We start from the raw sequence: 20190 nt of genomic DNA, 5'->3' as shown, positions 1-20190 counted from the left end.
TCGGCAAGCCCATCAGGCCCCATGCGATGGCACCCGCACGGACAAGGTCGTCCCCTCCCCCGGCTCGCTTTCCAGTGACAACTGTCCGCCCATGATCAACACGCGCTCGCGCATGCCGACCAGGCCAAAGGACGTCGGCCGGTCTGCGCAGGCAATAAATCCTACACCGTCATCGCTTACCGTCAGGCACAACTGGTCGCCTTGCTGCTCCAGCGTCAGCTCCACGGTATGCGCCTGGGCATGGCGCATGACATTGGTCAGCGCCTCCTGGAGGATCCGGAACAGGCCGATGGCCTTGGCGTCGCTCAGGGGCGGCAAATTGTCCGGCACCTGCACCAGGCACGGAATCTGCGTGCGCGCCTCGAAACGCCGAGCCTGCCATTCGATGGCCGAGGCGATACCGGCGTCCAGAATCGGCGGGCGCAACGCTGTCGCCACGTCCCGTACCAGTTGGAACAACTGGGCGATCAAGCGCTTCATGCTGTTGAGCCGCTCCTGCAGGCCAGGATCCAGTTGGGCGTAGGCCAGCTCGCACATGGAGGTTTCCAGTTTCAGCACCGTCAGCATCTGTCCCAGCTCGTCATGGACTTCGCGCGCTATGCGGGCCTTTTCCTCTTCCCGAACGCTTTCCAGGTGTGCCGACAACTCGCGCAATTGTTCCCGGGAACTGGCCAGCTCCAGTTCGATACGCTTGCTTTCAGTGATGTCCCAGACGATGCCGTCCCAGACGTAGGCGCCATCTTCCAGGCGACGCGTGATCGCCTTGATCTCGGCCCAGCGTTCCTGGCCTTCACGGGTCAGGATACGACCTTGCCACGACCAGTCACTGTCACTGTCCAGCGCCAGGTCCTGGGTGCGGTGATAATTGGCCTTGTCCTGCGGGTGCACCAGGCTGCGCAACCCGGTGTCGCTGCGGGCCAGGGTGGCGGGGGAATAACCCACCAGGCTTTCGCTACCTTCACTGATGTAGGCAAAGTCGATCTGGCCGGTAACCGGCGCCCGCTCCAGGCGAAAGACCAGGCCTGGGACGTTGGCGGCAATGCCCTGCAACCGCGCCTCGCTTTCGCGCAGCGCCGCCAGTGCACGACGGCGCTCGGTCACGTCATTGAGGTAGACCACCAGGTACTCGGCGTCGCGAAAACGCAGGAAACTCAGGGAAACGTCGGCCGGCAGGATACTGCCATCGGCACGCATGCACTCGGTCTCGAAACTCTGCGGCCCGTCTTCGCTGGCCCGAGCGCGCTTCCACAGGTTCAGCCAGCGATCCATGTGCAGCCCCGGCTCGAAGTCGATCAACGGCCGGTCGATGATCGCGCCCGGTGCATAACCCAGCATGGTTTCGGCAGCGCGATTGGCGTAGCGCACGTGGCTGTCCCAGTTGACCCAGAGAATGCCCACGGTGCTTTGGTCGATGGAAAATTGTGTCAGGCGCAAGGCCTCTTCACTGGCGGTTCGCTGGACGATGTCCTCCCGCGCGGCACGCAGGCGCCGCTCCAGGCCACGTTGCTGGCGGCGCTGCCAGAACACAATGGCCACGCTACTCAATAGCAGGGCCAGCAGCAACAGGGTCAGGTTCTGCCAAAAGCCCGGGGTCTCGGTCAGGCGCGGGTATTTTGGCTTCAGCCAACGGCTGTGCAGTTGCTCCAAGTCCTTGGCCGGAATGGCCTGCAGGGTAGCGTCGATAATCCCGGCCAGCTCCGGCCAGTCTCGACGCGTGGCAACACGGAGCAACTGCGGCACGCCGATGTCGCCCACTACCACCAGTTCGGCGAATTCGGGCTCGACCATCAGCCGCCCGAGCTGTGCCTCATCGACCACTGCATATCGAGTCTGCTGGGTCAGCAGCAATTGCAAGGCCTCCCGCTCCATCGGCACGCCCTGGAGGTTGAGCATTGGGAAGTTGCTGCGCAGGTAGTCTGCCGTGGCACTGGGCATGCGCACGGCAACGCGGGCCTGAGGATCAAGCTTTTCCAGCTCCACGCCCTCGGCGCCTTTCTGCGCACCGACGATCAATTGCGGCACGCGCATATAAGGGTCGGAGAACTGCCAAAGCCTGAGCCCGACCGGGGTCTGGGTCAGGCCTGGTGCGATATCCACTTCGCCGTCGCGCACCGCAGCTTCCAGTTGCGTCACGTCCTGAAAATTGCGCCAGGTCAGTTCAATATTCAGGGCCTTGCCCAACCACTGCATCAATTCGACATGGGTACCGGATAGACGCTGCAGGCGCCGGTCGTATTGCGCGTAGGGCGCCTGCAACACCAGGCCGACCCGCAGCTGTGGATGCTGCGTCAACCACTGGCGCTGCTCAGCACTCAATTGCACGCCGTGGGTCTGCGGCGCGGGGGCAGCCCACGCCATCAAGGGAAGCCATAAACAGCCGATAACCCACAGGCAGCAAAAACGCATCATCGAAGTCTCATGCACTGACAAATACTGACCAACCCATTAGGCTGCCGGAAATACTTCTGGTCATGGAATATCCGATGCCCTCTGTTTATCGCCTGGCATTGCCAGCATTGTGCCTGTCGTTGATCCTGCCGAGTGCATTTTCTGTACAGGCTGGCGAACCAGCGCCCGTCGCGGCGGAACAATCCACCGAGGCGAAACCGGTCGAACGCCAGCCCTTGCTCGAGCGTAGCCAGGAAGAAGCGCTGGCGCTTGCACGAAAAGTCCCGCCGCAGGAACAGCAGCAGCTACAAACCGGCAGCGATTCTTTTCTCGCCCTGTGGAAACCGGCCAACACCAGCGACCCCAAGGGCGCCGTCATCATTATTCCAGGCGCCGGCGAAACCGCAGACTGGCCTCAGGCAATCGGCCCGTTGCGCAAAAAACTGCCCGACGCCGAGTGGAGCAGCCTGGCTATCACGCTGCCGGACCTGCAAAGCGACGTCATCGCCCCCCGCACGGTAGAAGCTTCGCCGCAGACCAAGCCAGCCGATGTGGTTGCCGCCGCGCCGGACGCCACCACCGCAGCGCCAATCGAGCAAGTTGCAGGAGGCGAAGCCGATGCGGTAGATCCGGCCGTCGCCGAAACCGGTGAAGAACCCGCCAACGCCGACGCCGAGCGTATTTTCGCGCGCATTGATGCGGCATTGGCCTACGCCGAACTACAGAGCTCGCGCCGTATTGTGCTGCTGGGCCACGGTACCGGGGCCTATTGGGCAGCCCGCTACCTTAGCGAAAAGCAGCCGGCGCAAATCGAACGCTTCGTGATGGTTGCGGCCCAGACACCCGTCGCCGCCATACCCGGCCTGGCTGAACTGACGCCAACCCTGAAGTTGGCGACCGCCGATATCTTCTATATGGACAAGCCGCTGGACCGCAACGCGGCGCTGGAACGTTTGCAGGCGAGCAAGCGGTTGAAGGGGGCAAACTTCAGCCAGGTCTCCCTCAAGGCCTTGCCGAACCCGTCGGCGGAGCAGGAGCAGCTGTTTCGCCGGGTTCGGGGTTGGTTGAATCCGCAAAGTCCAGGGGAATAAGGGCTGGTTCTCCGCCGCAGAGGCTAACGGAAATCCCGCCGTTCGCGAATCAACCGATAGGCGTTGTGCAGTTCCCTGGTCCTGTCGGTCGCTTCACGCACCTGCAAGGGCGTCGCCCCGCTGCCGGCGATCTTGTCCGGGTGATGGCGACTGAGCAGGCGACGGTAAGCCCGCTTGATTTGCGAGGGTTCGCTGGTGGCGCAAACCCCGAGCAACCGCAGCGCTTGCTGATAGGTCACGCCGCTGCTGGGCTGAGACAGTCTCTGCGGTTCGTAATCCATGGCCAGCGCCTGGACCTGCTGCGGCGTCCAGCCCAGCCACTTGCCCCACCGGGCAAGCAACTCGCGCTCACTGACGCCTGCGCGGCCATCGGCCCAGACCATCCGCCAGCAAGCCCTTAGTACGCCTTCCGCCGCGTGGGGCTGAGTGGCGAGGCGACGCAGATAACCGCGCAAACGATCATTCTCCGACTTGCCTCGGTTGAACGCCGCAATGGCGCGACGTTGCGCCGGCTCGCTCAGATCGAGCGCGCGCATCTCCTGGCGAGCCTGCTGGATGTGCCCATCGACGACCCGTCCGTCGCTCTTCGCCAGGCGCCCCAACAATACAAACAACAATTCATCGTTGCGTAACGCCGGGCGCCCGCCCAGGCGTTCACGCAGTTGCGCCCAGCTGTGCAGGTCCAAGCGCCGGTCCAGCGCCTGACCCAACAACGCGCCGAGCATGGCCCCCGGGATGCTGGCTATGGCATAGCCCGCTCCCGCTCCGATCAGAGTCCCTGGCCACCACATATCAACGGCTCGCTTCTATCAATGTTTCAACCTGCGTCAAACGTTCATGGGTTCCGACATCTATCCAATGCCCTTCCAGGCGCTCGCCGCTGACCTGCCCTTGCGCGATGGCGTTGCGCAGCAACGGCGCCAGCTTGAACGCGCCGTCCACGCAACCATCGAACAACCGTGGATGCAAGACAGCGATGCCGCTATAGGTCAGTTTGTCGGCAGTGGACGCCCCTTCATGAACCGTTCCATCGGCCAGGGCGAAATCGCCCCCGGGGTGATGCGCAGGATTATCCACCAACACCAGGTGAGCCAAGCCGTCGAGCGGCCGGCGCAAGGCGTTGAAATCGAAATCGGTCCATATGTCGCCATTGACCACCAGGAACGCTTCATCGCCCAGCAGCCCAAGCGCACGGAAAATTCCGCCACCGGTTTCCAACGGCTCGCCTTCCGGGGAATACGTTATGCGCAGGCCAAACCGCGAACCCTCCCCAAGATGGTCTTCGATCTGCTGGCCGAGCCAGGCGTGATTGATCACGATCTCGCTGAACCCGGCGACGGCCAGCGACCGCAGGTGATATTCAATCAAGGGGATGCCGGCGACGCGGATCAACGGCTTGGGCGTGGTAAGCGTCAAGGGGCGCATGCGCTCGCCCTTGCCCGCCGCCAGGATCATCGCCTTCATGCGGTCGCTCCAGGCGATTGCCGCAGGCTGCAAAGCAGCTCATCGAGCGGCGCCAGTTCCGGGCGACGAGCGATGACCGCTCCTATATAAGCAAGGAAGCGCGGCACATCACCCAGGTAACGCGGCTTGCCATCACGATGACAGATACGCGCGAAGATCCCGATAACCTTCAGATGGCGCTGCACCCCCATCAAGTCGCTGGCTCGAAAGAAATCCTCGAGATCCGGCTGGACGGGAATGCCGAGGGCGCCGGCCTGCTGCCAGTAATCCTCCAGCCAGCCGCGCACACGTTCTTCGGGCCAACTGAGGAAGGCGTCCTTGAACAGGCAGGTCACGTCGTAGGTTACCGGGCCATAGACCGCATCCTGAAAATCCAGCACGCCAGGATTCGGTTCACTGAGCATCAGGTTGCGCGGCATGTAGTCGCGGTGCACCAGCACTTTGGGCTGTGCCAGGGCGCTGTCGATCAGTAGATCACTGGCCTGTTGCCAAAGCTGTTGCTGTGCTCCATCGAACTCGATGCCGAGCTCGCGCTTGACGTACCACTCAGGAAACAGTTCCAGCTCGCGACGCAGCAACGCGACGTCATAGCTGGGCAACGGGGCTACCTTCGGCAGTTGCTGAAAAGCCAGCAAGGCTTGCAGGGCATCGCGGAATAAATCGTCGGCATTTGCGCCGTTGATTACATCCAGATAGGTCTGGTTGCCCAAGTCATTGAGCAAAAGAAAACCGCGCTCGAGGTCCTCGGCATAAATTTTTGGCACGTTGATGCCGGATTTTGCCAGCAAAAAAGCGACGTCCACGAAGGGTTTGCAGTTTTCCTGGGGCGGTGGCGCGTCCATGACGATCAAACTGCGCCCCTCGCCTTCCCAGCGAAAATATCGCCGAAAACTCGCGTCGCTGCTGGCCGCGGTCAATGTGGCCGGGGGTACGGCACCCCAACCCTGTTGATTAAAAAGGGTCGGCAGTTGCTCATCGAGCCAAACTTTCAGGTGTTGCAGGCGTACATCTTGGTCGGGCATTGCAAGGGTCTCCGACGGCGCTAGCCGTCAAGCGGGTCATGCTTTATTATCCAGCATCTTTTTCAGACCATCGAGAGGCGTGCGGCCCACACCGCGGGCAGATGGCACGCAGGAAGCCCGGACTAATAAGATGGCATTGAAATCCCCCGCGTTTCGTAAAAAATTTCCGTTGCTGGTCACCGGCAGTCTGCTGGCCCTGCAACCCCTGGCCTCTTCATTCGTCGTCGCGGCGCAGCAGTATGACTGCTCCGTCTCCGCTTCGGGTGCCTGGGACTGTTCACCCAAGACTCCGGCCGCCGCATTGCCGCCGCGCCCCGTGCATGAAGGCAGCGCGGTCGCCGACAGTCACAGCGCCCCGGCCGAGAGCGGTCCCGGTGAAGAAGCCGGCGAAAAGCCGATGCTCGTCACCGAAGCCAAGGGCCGAGGCCTGAAGTCGCGCAGTGCAGACTACAGTCACCTGGACTGGGTTCCGCGCGAAAACCTCACGCCTGCGCAACTGGCTGAAACCGGCCCTTACTGCGCCGGCGCGTATATCGAACCGACGCGTCCTGGCATGAACGACAAGACGGCCAAAAGCGACGCCCCGACGTTCCTGGGCGCCAAGGCTTCGCGCTACGAGCAGGAACAGCAGGTGGCAACCCTGGCCGGTGACGTCGTCATGCGCCAGGGCAGCATGCAGGTCGAGGCCGACGAGGCCAGCCTGTACCAGGCCGAGAACCGCGGCGAGCTGAGCGGCAACGTGCGAGTCCGCGACAACGGTGCGCTGATTGTCGGCGACCACGCCGATGTGCAGCTGGACACCGGTGAAGCCAAGGTCGACAACGCCGAATACGTGATGCACAAATCGCGCATCCGCGGTAATGCGCTGTACGCCAAGCGCGCCGAAAACGCGATCATTCGTCTCAAGGACGGTACGTACACCACGTGCGAACCGGGCAGCAACGCGTGGACGCTCAAGGGCAACAACATCACCTTGAACCCGGCCACAGGCTTCGGTACCGCGACCAACGTGACGCTGCGCGTCAAGGACATTCCGGTCCTGTACACGCCTTACATCTACTTCCCGATCGACGACCGCCGCCAGTCCGGCTTCCTGCCGCCGACCATCGGCAGCGGCAGCGATACCGGCTTCCTGCTGGTCACTCCGTACTACTTCAACCTGGCACCTAACTACGACGCCACGTTGTACCCGCGCTACATGAGCAAGCGCGGCCTGTTGATGGAAGGCGAGTTCCGTTACCTGACCCCGACCAGCGAAGGTCAGTTCGGCGCCGCGTACCTCAACGATGAAAATGATGACCGTAGCGGGCAGACCGATTACGACAAGACCCGCTATATGTACAACTGGCAGCACAAGGGCGGCCTGGATTCGCGCGTGCTGACGGAAGTCGACTACACCAAGATCAGCGATCCGTATTATTTCCAGGATCTGCAGACCGATCAGATTGGCGTCGAGTCACGGGACCATGTGAATCAGCAAGGTGCGGTCAGCTATCGCGGTGACACGTACACCGCACGCTTGAACGTTCAGGCCTATCAGATGGCCACGATTTCGAACATCACGCCTTACGACCGTTTGCCGCAGATCACTTTCAACGGTGCGCTGCCGCAACACCCGGGGGGCTTGGACTTTGCCTATAGCACTGAGTTCGTGCGGTTTGATCGTGATCTGCGGACCGGCAACTACATTGACGAAAACGACAACGCCGAGCGATTCCTTGACACCAACGTCTTCGGCTTGGCCCGTGCCACCGGCGACCGGATGAATCTGGCGCCTGTGGTCAGCCTCCCAATGAACGCAAGTTATGGCTTCATCAAGCCATCGCTCAAGTACCAGTACACTCAGTACGATCTGGACCTTGATAGCCAGGGCAAAGCTGATATTGCCACACAAGGCCCAGAGGGCGACCGCCTGAACGGCACCTATAGCAGCAGCCAGAACCGTGGCGTTCCAATCGCCAGCATCGACAGCGGTCTGTATTTCGATCGTGATACCCAGTGGTTCGGCAAAAACTACCGTCAGACACTGGAACCCCGCCTGTTCTATCTGTATGTACCAGAGAAGGACCAGAGCGATATTCCAGTATTTGACACCAGTGAATCGACTTTCAACTACTCCTCGCTATTCCGGGATAACCGCTTCACCGGCTCCGACCGTGTCGGCGACGAGAACAAGCTGTCCTTGGGCGTCACCAACCGCTGGATCGAAGAAAACGGCTTCGAGCGTCAACGCATCAGTGTTGGCCAGGCCCTGTACTTCAAGGATCGTGAGGTCCAGTTGCCAGGTATCGATGCCCGAACTCGGGACGATGCACATTCCGACGTTTCGCCCTATGCGCTGGAATACGAATATCGTTGGAACCGCGACTGGCGCACCACGGCCGAGTACAACTGGGACCCGGACACCCACAGCCCTCGCTCGGGCAGCGCGATGTTCCACTACCAGCCGGAAGACAACCCGAACAAGGTTATCAACGCCGGTTATCGCTATCGCAACGACCAGATTCGTTACGACCAAACCACCGGCCAATGGCAAGTGGGTGGCGGCGACTACGGCACCCCCGGCCAGCCTGGCTACGTGAAGGACTACTACAAGATCAAGCAGCACGATTTCTCGGTCATCTGGCCGATCGTGCCGCAGTGGAGCGCAATCAGCCGCTGGCAGTATGACTACAACCGCAACCGTACCCTGGAAGCCTTTGGTGGTTTCGAATACGACAACTGCTGCTGGAAACTGCGCCTGATCCAACGTTACTGGGTCGACTATGAAGAGTTCAGTCAAGCCGCCCCGGAAAACGAAAAAGGTGACCGCGGCGTCTTCCTCCAAATTGTTCTGAAGGGACTCGGCGGCCTGACCGGCGCCAAGGTAGAGACCTTCCTCGACAAAGGCATCCAAGGTTATCGTGAACGTGAAGATCAAGCTTTCTGATTGTCTGCGCCCGCTGATGCTGGGCGCGCTGTTCCTGGGTACCGCGGCGAACGCCGCGATACAGTCCATCGACAAGGTAGTGGCCATCGTCGACAACGACGTGGTCATGCAGAGCCAACTGGACCAGCGGGTCCATGAAGTGCAGCAAACCATCGCCAAGCGTGGCGGTGGACTGCCACCACCGGGCGTGCTGGACCAGCAGGTGCTCGAGCGCCTGATCGTCGAAAACCTGCAACTGCAGATCGGCGAACGTTCCGGCATCCGCATCACCGATGAAGAACTGAACCAGGCCGTTGGCACCATTGCCCAGCGCAACAATATGACCATCGACCAGTTCCGCGCCGCCCTGGCCCGCGACGGCTTGTCCTTTGAAGATGCCCGCGACCAGATCCGTCGCGAGATGATCATCAGCCGGGTACGTCAGCGCCGCGTGGCAGAACGCATCCAGGTATCCGAGCAGGAAGTGAAGAACTTCCTGGCTTCCGACCTCGGCAAGATGCAGCTGTCTGAAGAACTGCACCTGGCGAATATCCTGATTCCTACGCCGGAAAGTGCCAACTCCGAAGCCATTCAGAGTGCTTACCGTCAGGCAATGGACGTTTACCAGCAGCTCAAGCAAGGCGCTGACTTTGGCCAGATGGCGGTAGCCCGCTCGGCCAGTGAAAACGCCTTGGAAGGCGGCGACATGGGCTGGCGCAAGGCTGCCCAGTTGCCACCTCCGTTCGACCGCGAGCTCAGCACCATGGCTGTGGGCGACATTACCCAGCCGGCCCGCACCCCCGGCGGCTTCATCATTCTGAAACTGTTGGAAAAACGCGGTGGCGGTACCCAGGTGCGTGACGAAGTGCATGTTCGCCATATCCTGATCAAACCAAGCGAAATCCGCAGCGAAGCCGAGACCCAGCGTCTGGCCGAGAAGCTGTACGAGCGCATCACCTCGGGCGAAGACTTCGCGGAACTGGCGAAGAGCTTCTCGGAAGATCCCGGATCAGCCCTGAACGGCGGCGACCTGAACTGGGTCGACCCAAACGCGCTGGTTCCCGAGTTCCGCCAGGTCATGGCGCAAACACCGCAAGGCCAGTTGTCCAAGCCATTCAAGAGTCCTTATGGCTGGCACGTACTGGAAGTTCTTGGCCGCCGCGCCACCGACAGCACCACCCAGGCGCGCGAGCAACAGGCGATGACGGTATTGCGTAACCGCAAGTACGACGAAGAGCTGCAAACCTGGCTGCGTCAGATTCGCGACGAAGCCTACGTCGAAATCAAACTCCCTGGTGCAGACCAGGCAGCGCAGTGAAACCCAAGCGTTTCGCGCTGACACCCGGCGAGCCTGCCGGCATTGGTCCCGACCTGTGCCTGCTGCTCGCCTCGCAAGCCCAGCCGCACCCCCTGATCGCCATCACCAGCCGCGACCTGCTCCTTGAGCGGGCCGCGCAGCTGGGCGTGGCCATAAACCTGCTATCGGTGGCGCCAGACGCCTGGCCGGATGCCCCGGCGCCTGCTGGCAGTATGTATGTCTGGGATACGCCCTTGGGTGCCCCCGTCGTCACCGGGCACTTGGACAAGGCCAACGCCGCATTCGTCCTGCAAACCCTGACCCGCGCCGGCCAAGGCTGCCTGGAGGGGGCGTTCGCAGGCATGATCACCGCCCCCGTGCACAAGGGCGTGATCAACGAATCCGGAATTGCCTTTTCCGGACACACCGAATTCCTGGCAGACCTGACCCACACCGAGCAAGTGGTGATGATGCTCGCTACCCGTGGACTGCGCGTGGCCCTGGTGACCACTCACCTGCCCTTGCGGGACATCGCCGATGCCATCACCCCGGAACGCCTGGAACGGGTCACGCGCATCCTGCACACCGACCTCCAGGAAAAATTCGGCATCGCCCGGCCTCGTATCCTGGTGTGCGGACTCAACCCCCACGCTGGCGAAAACGGACACCTGGGCCGTGAAGAAATCGACATCATCGAACCTACATTGGAGCGCTTGCGCAGCGAGGGCATGGACCTGCGTGGCCCGCTGCCTGCCGACACTCTATTTACTCCCAAATACCTGGAGCACTGCGACGCAGTGCTGGCGATGTACCACGACCAGGGCCTGCCCGTGCTGAAGTACAAAGGCTTCGGCGCGGCGGTCAACGTGACCCTGGGCCTGCCGATCATCCGCACGTCAGTGGATCACGGCACTGCCTTGGACCTGGCCGGCAGCGGCAAGATCGACACCGGCAGCCTGCAAGTCGCGCTGGAAACCGCCTACCAGATGGCCGAGACCCATTTATGACCGAGCAATACCAACACCGCGCGCGCAAGCGCTTCGGCCAGAACTTCCTGCATGACGCAGGCGTGATCGATCGCATCCTGCGCTCCATCAATGCCAAGCCCGATGACCGATTGCTCGAGATCGGGCCGGGCCAGGGCGCGTTGACCGAAGGTCTGCTCGACAGCGGCGCGCAACTGGACGTGGTGGAGCTGGACAAGGACCTGGTCCCGATCCTTAACCAGCAGTTCGCCGGCAAGAGCAATTTCAACCTGCATCAGGGCGACGCGCTCAAGTTCGACTTCAACAGCCTGAATGCAGCGCCGGGCAGTCTTCGAGTCGTCGGCAACCTGCCGTACAACATTTCCACGCCGCTGATTTTCCACCTGCTGAACAATGCCGGCCTGATCCGAGACATGCACTTCATGCTGCAGAAAGAAGTGGTCGAGCGACTCGCCGCCGGTCCTGGCGGAGGCGACTGGGGTCGCTTGTCGATCATGGTCCAGTACCATTGCCGGGTCGATCACCTGTTCAACGTGGGGCCTGGCGCGTTCAACCCGCCGCCGAAAGTCGACTCCGCCATCGTCCGCCTGGTGCCCCATGCGGTCCTGCCGCACCCAGCCAAGGACCATCGCCTGCTGGAGCGCGTTGTGCGCGAAGCCTTCAATCAGCGTCGCAAAACCTTGCGCAACACCTTGAAGCTGTTGCTCAGCAGCACCGAGATCGAAGCCTCCGGCGTCGACGGCAGCTTGCGCCCCGAGCAATTGGACCTGGCGGCGTTCGTACGCTTGGCCGACACGCTCAGCGAACAGGTAGCGCCCAAGGCCGATGCCAGCTGACAAGCCATGACGCTATCGGGCAGTACGCCGGTCTGGTCTACTACCCGATACTTGGCCTAGACTGACCTCTTCAGTTACGCCCGCGTCCCGCTTCTAAGGCCTTTTTGCATGTCCGATCCTCGTTATAAGGTCGACGTCAGCGTCGCCACCCGCTTTCTGGCAGAACAGTCGCAACCCGAGCACAACCGTTTCGCCTTCGCCTACACCATCACCGTGCGCAACGACGGCTCGTTACCGGCCAGGTTGCTGTCGCGGCATTGGGTCATTACCGATGGCGACGGTCATGTCGAAGAAGTACGCGGTGAAGGCGTGGTCGGCCAGCAACCGTTGATCGACGCGGGTCAGAGCCACAGCTACAGCAGCGGCACCGTGATGACCACCCAGGTCGGTACCATGCAGGGCACCTACCAGATGCTGGCCGAAGACGGTAAACACTTCGACGCCATCATCCAGCCCTTTCGCCTGGCGGTGCCTGGAGCGTTGCACTGATGGCGACGTATGCGGTCGGTGACCTGCAAGGATGCCTCGACCCGCTCAAGTGCTTGCTGGAGCGGGTCGCCTTCGACCCACGTGAAGACACCCTGTGGCTCGTGGGCGACCTGGTCAACCGGGGGCCGCAATCGCTTGAAACCTTGCGCTTCCTCTACGGCATCCGCGATTCGCTGGTTTGCGTGCTGGGTAACCATGACCTGCACCTGCTGGCGGCCTGGCAGAACATCGAGCGCCTGAAAAAGTCCGATACCCTGAAGGAAATCCTCGACGCGCCTGATTGCGTCGAGCTGCTCGAATGGCTACGCCAGCAGAAGCTCATGCACTACGACGAGGCGCGCAACCTGGCGCTGGTCCATGCCGGCATTCCGCCCCAATGGTCTTTGCGCAAGGCGCTCAAGTGCGCAGGCGAAGTGGAGCAGGCGTTGCGCGATGACAACCTGTTCGGCCCCTACCTGGATGGCATGTACGGCAACGAACCGGTGAAGTGGGACAACGACCTCACCGGCGCCGCCCGCCTCAGGGTCATTACCAATTATTTCACCCGGATGCGCTTCTGCACCCGTGATGGCAAGCTTGATCTCAAGGGCAAGGAAGGTATCGAAACCGCTCCGCCCGGCTATGCGCCCTGGTTCAAGCACAAGGAGCGCAAGACCCGTAACCTGAAGATCATCTTCGGCCATTGGGCCGCGCTTGAAGGCCAAAGCGACGAACCAGGGGTCTTTGCCCTCGATACGGGCTGCGTCTGGGGCAGCGCGATGACGCTGATGAATGTCGACACCGGCGAGTTGCTGCGCTGCGATTGCGCCGACGACGGCCACGCCAAACCTCAACAACCGTTCACTGCATTATTGCCGGCCGGCACCGCCGTTTGATCGGCTTTGCACTTAAGGCCACAGGAGTCCTGTATGACCGATTTCAAACGCATCCCTCCCGAACAAGCCCAGGCCCTGCGTGAACAGGGTGCTGTCGTCGTCGATGTGCGCGACCCGCAGACTTACGCCCTGAACCATATTCCGGGGTCGAAACACCTGGACAACCATTCCATTGCCGATTTCATCCGTGCCGCCGATCTCGATGCGCCTACCGTTGTGGTTTGCTACCACGGCAACTCCAGCCAGAGCGCAGCGGGTTACCTGGTCAGCCAGGGCTTCAGCGATGTCTACAGCCTGGACGGCGGCTTTGAGCTGTGGCGCACGGCTTATCCTGACGAAACAGCGCAAAGCACTCACGAATAATTTTTTATGACAGCCAAGCCCACGAGAACCGTGGGCTTGGGCGATGGCAGACGAACGGTCTGCCATAACTAATTACGTATTCAACCTTTACCTCTCCGATTCCGAACTATCCTTAGCCTCAGGCCATCCAAAACAGGGGAGAGCCGGTACACCGGCGCGCGGGTCATCGGGAGTCAGCTTTCAGGAGTGTGCATTCTTGAAAGCATTCTGGGGGGTAAACGGCAACTGGGCTCCCAGCGGCTGTCCAGCATCGACTGATTGATCCGACACCGGCTCCACGTATCGAGCGAGGTGACGTCATGAGTATTTTTAGCCACTTCCAGCAACGTTTCGAGTCCACGCGGCAGGAGGAGTACTCGCTGCAGGAATACCTCGAACTCTGCAAGCAGGACCGCAGTGCCTACGCATCGGCCGCGGAGCGTTTGTTGCTGGCCATCGGAGAACCGGAACTGCTGGACACCTCGACCAACTCGAGGCTCTCGCGGATTTTTTCCAACAAAGTGATCCGCCGCTATCCGGCCTTTGCGGACTTCCATGGGATGGAAGAATGCATCGAACAGATCGTGTCCTATTTCCGCCATGCCGCCCAAGGCCTGGAAGAGAAGAAACAAATCCTTTATCTGCTCGGCCCCGTGGGCGGTGGTAAATCGTCCCTGGCCGAAAAACTCAAGCAACTGATCGAGAAGGTGCCCTTCTACGCCATCAAGGGCTCGCCAGTCTTCGAATCCCCGCTGGGGCTGTTCAATGCCACCGAAGACGGCGAGATTCTCGAAGAGGACTTCGGCATTCCTCGTCGTTACCTCAATACCATCATGTCGCCATGGGCCACCAAGCGCTTGGCCGAATTCGGCGGTGACATCAGCCAGTTCCGCGTGGTCAAGCTCTATCCATCGATCCTCAATCAGATCGCGGTGGCCAAGACCGAACCCGGGGATGAAAACAACCAGGACATATCGGCCTTGGTGGGTAAAGTCGATATTCGCAAGCTGGAGGAATTCCCGCAGAACGACGCCGACGCCTATAGCTATTCCGGCGCACTGTGCAGGGCCAACCAAGGCCTGATGGAATTCGTCGAAATGTTCAAGGCGCCCATCAAGGTGCTGCACCCACTGCTAACCGCCACCCAGGAAGGCAACTACAACAGTACCGAGGGCCTGGGGGCTATTCCGTTCACCGGCATATTGCTGGCTCACTCCAACGAATCGGAATGGCACACTTTCCGCAACAACAAGAACAACGAAGCCTTCATCGACCGGATCTACATCGTCAAGGTGCCGTACTGCCTGCGAGTATCCGATGAGGTAAAAATCTACGACAAGCTGCTGTTCAACAGCTCGCTGTCCAAGGCCCATTGCGCGCCCGACACGCTGAAAATGCTTGCCCAGTTCACCGTATTGTCGCGTCTCAAGGAGCCGGAAAACTCCAACATTTATTCAAAAATGCGCGTGTACGACGGCGAAAATCTCAAGGATACCGATCCAAAGGCCAAGTCGATTCAGGAGTACCGCGACAACGCCGGCGTGGATGAAGGGATGAATGGTCTGTCGACGCGTTTTGCGTTCAAGATCCTGTCCAAGGTCTTCAACTTCGATCCCCATGAAATCGCCGCCAACCCGGTCCACCTGTTGTACGTGCTCGAACAGCAGATCGAGCAGGAACAGTTCCAGGCGGAAACCCGCGAACGCTACCTGCGCTTCCTCAAGGAATACCTGGCGCCCCGCTACATCGAGTTCATCGGCAAGGAAATCCAGACGGCCTACCTGGAGTCCTACAGCGAGTACGGTCAGAACATTTTCGATCGTTATGTGCTGTACGCGGATTTCTGGATCCAGGACCAGGAATATCGGGACCCGGAAACCGGCGAAATCCTCAATCGCGTAGCACTCAACGAAGAGCTGGAAAAAATCGAGAAACCGGCCGGCATCAGCAATCCGAAGGATTTCCGCAACGAGATCGTCAACTTCGTGCTGCGTGCCCGGGCCAACAACAACGGCAAGAACCCGACGTGGCTCAGCTACGAGAAGCTGCGGGTGGTCATCGAGAAGAAAATGTTCTCCAACACCGAAGACCTGCTGCCTGTCATCAGCTTCAACGCCAAGGCCAGCAAGGAGGACCAGCAAAAACACAACGACTTCGTCACACGCATGGTCGAACGTGGCTACACCGACAAACAGGTACGGCTGCTCTCCGAGTGGTACCTGCGGGTCCGTAAATCACAATAGCCAGCTACAAGCCGCAAGCAACAAGCTGCAAGAAGAAAGCGCGTGAACCCCGGAGCTGGGTAACTGCTTCTACTTGCAGCTTGCAGCTCACAACTTGCAGCTGCCCGGAGGGTCCCCATGAGCTATGTGATCGACCGACGCCTGAATGGCAAGAACAAGAGCACGGTAAACCGCCAGCGTTTTCTGCGGCGCTACCGTGACCACATCAAGAAAGCCGTCGAAGAGGCGGTCAGCCGGCGCTCCATTACGGACATGGAACACGGCGAACAGATCAGCATCCCCGGCCGCGACATCGACGAGCCGGTGCTTCACCATGGTCGCGGTGGCAAACAGACTGTCGTGCATCCTGGAAACAAGGAATTCACCAGCGGCGAGCACATTCCCCGGCCACCAGGTGGAGGCGGTGGCAAGGGGCCTGGCAAGGCCGGCAACTCTGGCGAAGGCATGGACGAGTTCGTGTTCCAGATCACCCAGGAGGAATTCCTTGAGTTCATGTTCGAGGACCTGGAGCTGCCTAACCTGGTCAAGCGCAACCTGACTGGCACCGACACCTTCAAGACGGTGCGTGCCGGTATCAGCAACGAAGGCAATCCATCGCGTATCAATATAATCCGCACCCTTCGCTCGGCCCATGCCCGACGCATCGCGCTGTCGGGCAGCAGCCGGGCAAAACTGCGCGAGGCCAAGGAGGAACTGGCCCGCCTTAAAAGAGAAGAACCCGACAATTTCGGCGACATTCAAAACCTGGAAGCGGAAATCGAGAAACTCAGCGCCCGCATCCATCGCGTACCGTTCCTCGACACCTTCGACCTCAAATACAACCTGCTGGTAAAGCAACCGAATCCCAGCTCCAAGGCGGTAATGTTCTGCTTGATGGACGTGTCCGGCTCCATGACCCAGGCCACCAAGGACATCGCAAAGCGGTTCTTCATCTTGTTGTACCTGTTCCTGAAAAGAAACTACGACAAGATCGACGTGGTGTTCATCCGCCATCACACCAGCGCCCGGGAGGTCGACGAAGAAGAGTTCTTTTATTCCAGGGAAACCGGCGGCACCATCGTTTCCAGCGCCTTGAAGCTGATGCAGGAAATCATGGCTGAACGCTACCCGGCCAACGAATGGAACATCTACGCGGCGCAGGCGTCCGACGGTGACAACTGGAACGATGACTCGCCCATCTGCCGGGACATTCTCATCAACCAGATCATGCCGTTCGTCCAGTACTACACCTACGTGGAAATTACCCCACGCGAACATCAGGCCCTGTGGTACGAATACGAACGCATCGCCGAAGCCTTTTCCGATACGTTTGCCCAGCAGCAGCTGGTCTCGGCCGGGGATATCTACCCGGTCTTCCGTGAACTCTTCCAGCGCAGGTTAGTGACATGACCGCCAAAAAAGAGCAGAAGCGCCAGCCTATTTCCACCGGCTCCGAGTGGACATTCGAGCTGATCCAGGCCTACGACCGCGAAATCAGCCGTATCGCGGACCGCTATGCATTGGACACCTACCCAAACCAGATCGAAGTGATCACCGCCGAGCAAATGATGGACGCCTATGCATCCGTCGGGATGCCGCTGGGTTACCACCACTGGTCCTACGGCAAGCATTTTCTCAGCACGGAGAAATCCTACAGTCGCGGCCAGATGGGGCTGGCCTATGAAATCGTGATCAATTCCGACCCGTGCATCGCGTACCTGATGGAGGAAAACACCATCTGCATGCAAGCGCTGGTAGTGGCTCACGCGTGCTATGGCCACAATAGCTTCTTCAAGGGCAACTACCTGTTCCGCACCTGGACCGATGCCAGCTCGATCATCGATTACCTGGTGTTCGCCAAGCAGTACATCATGCAATGCGAAGAGCGCCACGGGATCGATGCGGTGGAAGACCTGTTGGATTCCTGCCATGCCCTGATGAATTACGGGGTGGACCGCTACAAGCGGCCATATCCGATTTCCGCCGAGGAAGAACGCCGCCGTCAGAAGGACCGTGAGGAGCATCTGCAAAAGCAGATCAATGATCTGTGGCGGACCATTCCCAAAGGCGCCGACAAGTACAGCGAGAAAGACAACGCGCGCTTCCCGGCCGAGCCCCAGGAAAATATCCTGTATTTCATTGAAAAACACGCGCCGCTGTTGGAACCCTGGCAGCGGGAAATCGTGCGCATCGTGCGCAAGATCGCCCAGTATTTCTATCCGCAACGCCAAACCCAGGTCATGAACGAGGGATGGGCGACGTTCTGGCACTACACATTGATGAACGACCTCTATGACGAGGGCCTGGTCACCGATGGCTTCATGATGGAGTTCCTCACGTCCCATACCAGCGTGGTGTTCCAGCCAGGCTTCGACAGTCCGTATTACAGCGGTATCAATCCTTACGCGTTGGGCTTTGCCATGTACCGCGATATCCGGCGCATGTGCGAAAACCCAACCGACGAGGATCGCCACTGGTTCCCGGAAATCGCCGGCTCGGATTGGTTGTCTACCATCAAGTTCGCCATGAGCAGCTTCAAGGACGAGAGTTTCATCCTGCAGTATCTTTCACCCAAGGTAATCCGCGACCTCAAGCTGTTCAGCATCCTTGACGATGACCAGAAGGACGACCTGCTGGTGCCCGCCATCCACGATGAGGGCGGTTATCGCACCATCCGAGAGACTTTGGCGGCGCAATACAACCTGGGCAACCGCGAGCCCAACGTGCAGATCTATAGCATTGATCGTCGCGGGGATCGGTCCCTGACGCTGCGTCATCAACAGCACAACCGTAAACCGTTGGGTGAATCGACTGATGAAGTACTCAAGCACCTGCATCGTCTTTGGGGATTCGACATTCATCTGGAAACCTTGCAGGGCGATCAAGTGATGAGAACCCACCATGTACCACCGCGAAACGAACAAGCCGAAGGAGACTATGGGCGCCTGGACTTGGCCGTTATTCACCTCTGAACTCCGCTTTCGCCTCCGAACGGCCGACGTAAAGGTTTATCCTGTCGGCTCAACGGAGGTTTTTTATGCAGATCTACAAAGTCGGCGGCGCTGTTCGCGATCGCCTGCTGGGCATTCCCGTCACCGACATCGACCGGGTCGTGGTGGGCGCCACCGCCGAGGAAATGCTTGCCAAGGGGTTCCGCCCTGTAGGGGCTGATTTCCCGGTGTTTCTCGATCCAGAGACTGGCGAGGAATATGCCCTCGCCCGCACGGAGCGCAAGAGCGGCAGGGGCTACGGCGGCTTCGTGTTTCATGCCAGCCCTGAAGTGACGCTTGAAGAAGACCTGATCCGCAGGGACCTGACGATCAACGCGATGGCCGAAGACGATCAAGGCAATCTCACCGATCCCTACCACGGCCAACGCGACCTCGAAGCACGCCTGCTGCGCCACGTTTCCCCCGCGTTCGCAGAGGATCCCCTCCGAGTGCTGCGCGTTGCCCGCTTCGCTGCGCGTTATGCCCCGCTGGGTTTCAAGGTGGCGGACGAGACGCTTGAACTGATGCGCCAGCTCAGTGATTCCGGCGAACTGGAGGCGTTGACGGCGGAACGCAGCTGGAAAGAAATTTCCCGCGCGCTGATGGAAAATCAACCACAAGTGTTCATTCAGGTCTTGCGCGACTGCAACGCCCTGAGCATCTTGATGCCGGAGGTCGACGCACTGTTCGGCGTGCCACAACCTGAAGCTCACCACCCGGAAATCGATACCGGCGCTCACACGCTGAGCGTGCTGGAACAATCAGCCCTGCATCAACAACCGTTGACTGTGCGCTGGGCTTGCCTGCTGCATGACCTGGGCAAAGGCCTGACCCCGGAGCATGAATGGCCACGACACATTGCCCATGAGCACAAGGGCCTGAAGTTGATCAAATCCGTCAACGCGCGCTTCAAGGCGCCTCGCGACTGTCAGGAATTAGCATTGCTGGTGGGCCAATATCACACCCATGGCCATCGCGCGCTCGAACTGAAGGCGTCTACGCTGCTGGAGCTGCTGCAAAGTTTTGATGTGTACCGCCGGCCTCAGCGCTTCGAGGAATTCATCGCGGCCTGCGAGATGGATGCTCGTGGGCGCAAGGGCTTGGAGGATCGAAGTTACCCACAGGCGGATTATTTGCGAGGTGCAGCAACGGCGGCTCGAGGCGTGGCAGTGCAGCCACTGCTGGAGAAAGGCTTCGAAGGGCCGCAGTTGGGCGAGGCGATCAAGCGGGAGCGCCTGAGGGCGTTGAAGGTCTACAAGGAAGCAGTGAGCTGACGGGTT

General features: G+C 60.1%; 16 protein-coding genes. 12 read left to right on the top strand and 4 right to left on the bottom strand.

Features of this window, described 5'->3' with window-relative positions; all coding sequences use genetic code 11:
* Positions 1–12: 12 nt before the first annotated feature.
* The gene (locus tag J3P82_RS02815) at positions 13–2409 is read right to left on the bottom strand and encodes a PAS domain-containing sensor histidine kinase (protein ID WP_434560592.1); all 2397 of its coding nucleotides are present in this window, start codon (positions 2407–2409) and stop codon (positions 13–15) included.
* Positions 2410–2483: 74 nt separating this feature from the next.
* Here J3P82_RS02815 and J3P82_RS02810 point away from each other — a divergent pair, with 74 nt between their 5' ends.
* Entirely contained in the window at positions 2484–3479 is a 996-nt protein-coding gene (locus tag J3P82_RS02810) for an alpha/beta hydrolase family protein (RefSeq protein WP_434560590.1), read from the top strand.
* Positions 3480–3502: 23 nt separating this feature from the next.
* Here the strand turns inward: J3P82_RS02810 and J3P82_RS02805 are convergent, their stop codons facing one another.
* From J3P82_RS02805 to J3P82_RS02795, 3 genes are read right to left on the bottom strand one after another with little or no spacing between them, the layout of a single operon-like run.
* Positions 3503–4270 carry a TerB family tellurite resistance protein gene (locus tag J3P82_RS02805; protein ID WP_434560588.1) on the bottom strand — a complete coding sequence of 256 codons (768 nt, stop codon included), beginning with the start codon at positions 4268–4270 and terminating at the stop codon, positions 3503–3505.
* 1 nt (position 4271) lies between these two features.
* A complete protein-coding gene (gene murU, locus J3P82_RS02800) occupies positions 4272–4943 on the bottom strand; it encodes an N-acetylmuramate alpha-1-phosphate uridylyltransferase MurU (protein WP_434560586.1) in 672 nt (223 codons plus the stop codon).
* Positions 4940–5965 (bottom strand): aminoglycoside phosphotransferase family protein, encoded by a 1026-nt coding sequence (locus J3P82_RS02795; RefSeq protein WP_434560584.1) that lies wholly within the window; start codon positions 5963–5965, stop codon positions 4940–4942. Before J3P82_RS02795 ends, murU begins: the two co-directional genes overlap by 4 nt.
* A 130-nt stretch (positions 5966–6095) precedes the next feature.
* Between J3P82_RS02795 and J3P82_RS02790 the strand changes: the two genes are divergently transcribed.
* From J3P82_RS02790 to J3P82_RS02740, 11 genes are all read left to right on the top strand, one after another.
* Positions 6096–8894 (top strand): LPS-assembly protein LptD, encoded by a 2799-nt coding sequence (locus J3P82_RS02790; protein WP_434560582.1) that lies wholly within the window; start codon positions 6096–6098, stop codon positions 8892–8894.
* Positions 8875–10191: a peptidylprolyl isomerase SurA gene (surA, locus tag J3P82_RS02785; RefSeq protein ID WP_434560580.1), complete on the top strand. Its 1317-nt coding sequence runs from the start codon at positions 8875–8877 to the stop codon at positions 10189–10191. The genes J3P82_RS02790 and surA overlap by 20 nt, the downstream gene beginning before the upstream one ends.
* Positions 10188–11177: a 4-hydroxythreonine-4-phosphate dehydrogenase PdxA gene (gene pdxA / locus J3P82_RS02780; protein WP_434560578.1), complete on the top strand. Its 990-nt coding sequence runs from the start codon at positions 10188–10190 to the stop codon at positions 11175–11177. Before surA ends, pdxA begins: the two co-directional genes overlap by 4 nt.
* A complete protein-coding gene (rsmA, locus tag J3P82_RS02775) occupies positions 11174–11992 on the top strand; it encodes a 16S rRNA (adenine(1518)-N(6)/adenine(1519)-N(6))-dimethyltransferase RsmA (protein WP_186614315.1) in 819 nt (272 codons plus the stop codon). The genes pdxA and rsmA overlap by 4 nt, the downstream gene beginning before the upstream one ends.
* Positions 11993–12100: 108 nt before the next feature.
* Positions 12101–12481, top strand: a complete 381-nt coding sequence (gene apaG / locus J3P82_RS02770) for a Co2+/Mg2+ efflux protein ApaG (protein WP_434560576.1) — start codon at positions 12101–12103, stop codon at positions 12479–12481.
* A complete protein-coding gene (locus J3P82_RS02765; protein WP_434560574.1) occupies positions 12481–13356 on the top strand; it encodes a symmetrical bis(5'-nucleosyl)-tetraphosphatase in 876 nt (291 codons plus the stop codon). The genes apaG and J3P82_RS02765 overlap by 1 nt, the downstream gene beginning before the upstream one ends.
* 33 nt (positions 13357–13389) lie before the next feature.
* Complete coding sequence (gene glpE / locus J3P82_RS02760) at positions 13390–13719, top strand: thiosulfate sulfurtransferase GlpE (RefSeq protein ID WP_434560572.1); 330 nt, start codon at positions 13390–13392, stop codon at positions 13717–13719.
* Positions 13720–14018: 299 nt separating this feature from the next.
* On the top strand, positions 14019–15941 hold the full coding sequence (locus J3P82_RS02755) for a PrkA family serine protein kinase (RefSeq protein ID WP_434560570.1): 1923 nt from the start codon (positions 14019–14021) through the stop codon (positions 15939–15941).
* A 117-nt stretch (positions 15942–16058) separates the two neighbouring features.
* Entirely contained in the window at positions 16059–17330 is a 1272-nt protein-coding gene (locus J3P82_RS02750) for a YeaH/YhbH family protein (RefSeq protein WP_186614303.1), read from the top strand.
* A complete protein-coding gene (locus tag J3P82_RS02745) occupies positions 17327–18892 on the top strand; it encodes a SpoVR family protein (protein ID WP_434560568.1) in 1566 nt (521 codons plus the stop codon). The genes J3P82_RS02750 and J3P82_RS02745 overlap by 4 nt, the downstream gene beginning before the upstream one ends.
* Before the next feature lie 65 nt (positions 18893–18957).
* Complete coding sequence (locus J3P82_RS02740) at positions 18958–20184, top strand: multifunctional CCA addition/repair protein (RefSeq protein WP_434560566.1); 1227 nt, start codon at positions 18958–18960, stop codon at positions 20182–20184.
* Positions 20185–20190: the final 6 nt, after the last annotated feature.

This window comes from Pseudomonas sp. Z4-20 (assembly GCF_051131955.1).
GTDB lineage: Bacteria > Pseudomonadota > Gammaproteobacteria > Pseudomonadales > Pseudomonadaceae > Aquipseudomonas > Aquipseudomonas marvdashtae.
The sequence above is the reverse complement of the archived record's forward strand: the minus strand, read 5'-3'. Positions and strand labels throughout refer to the sequence as shown.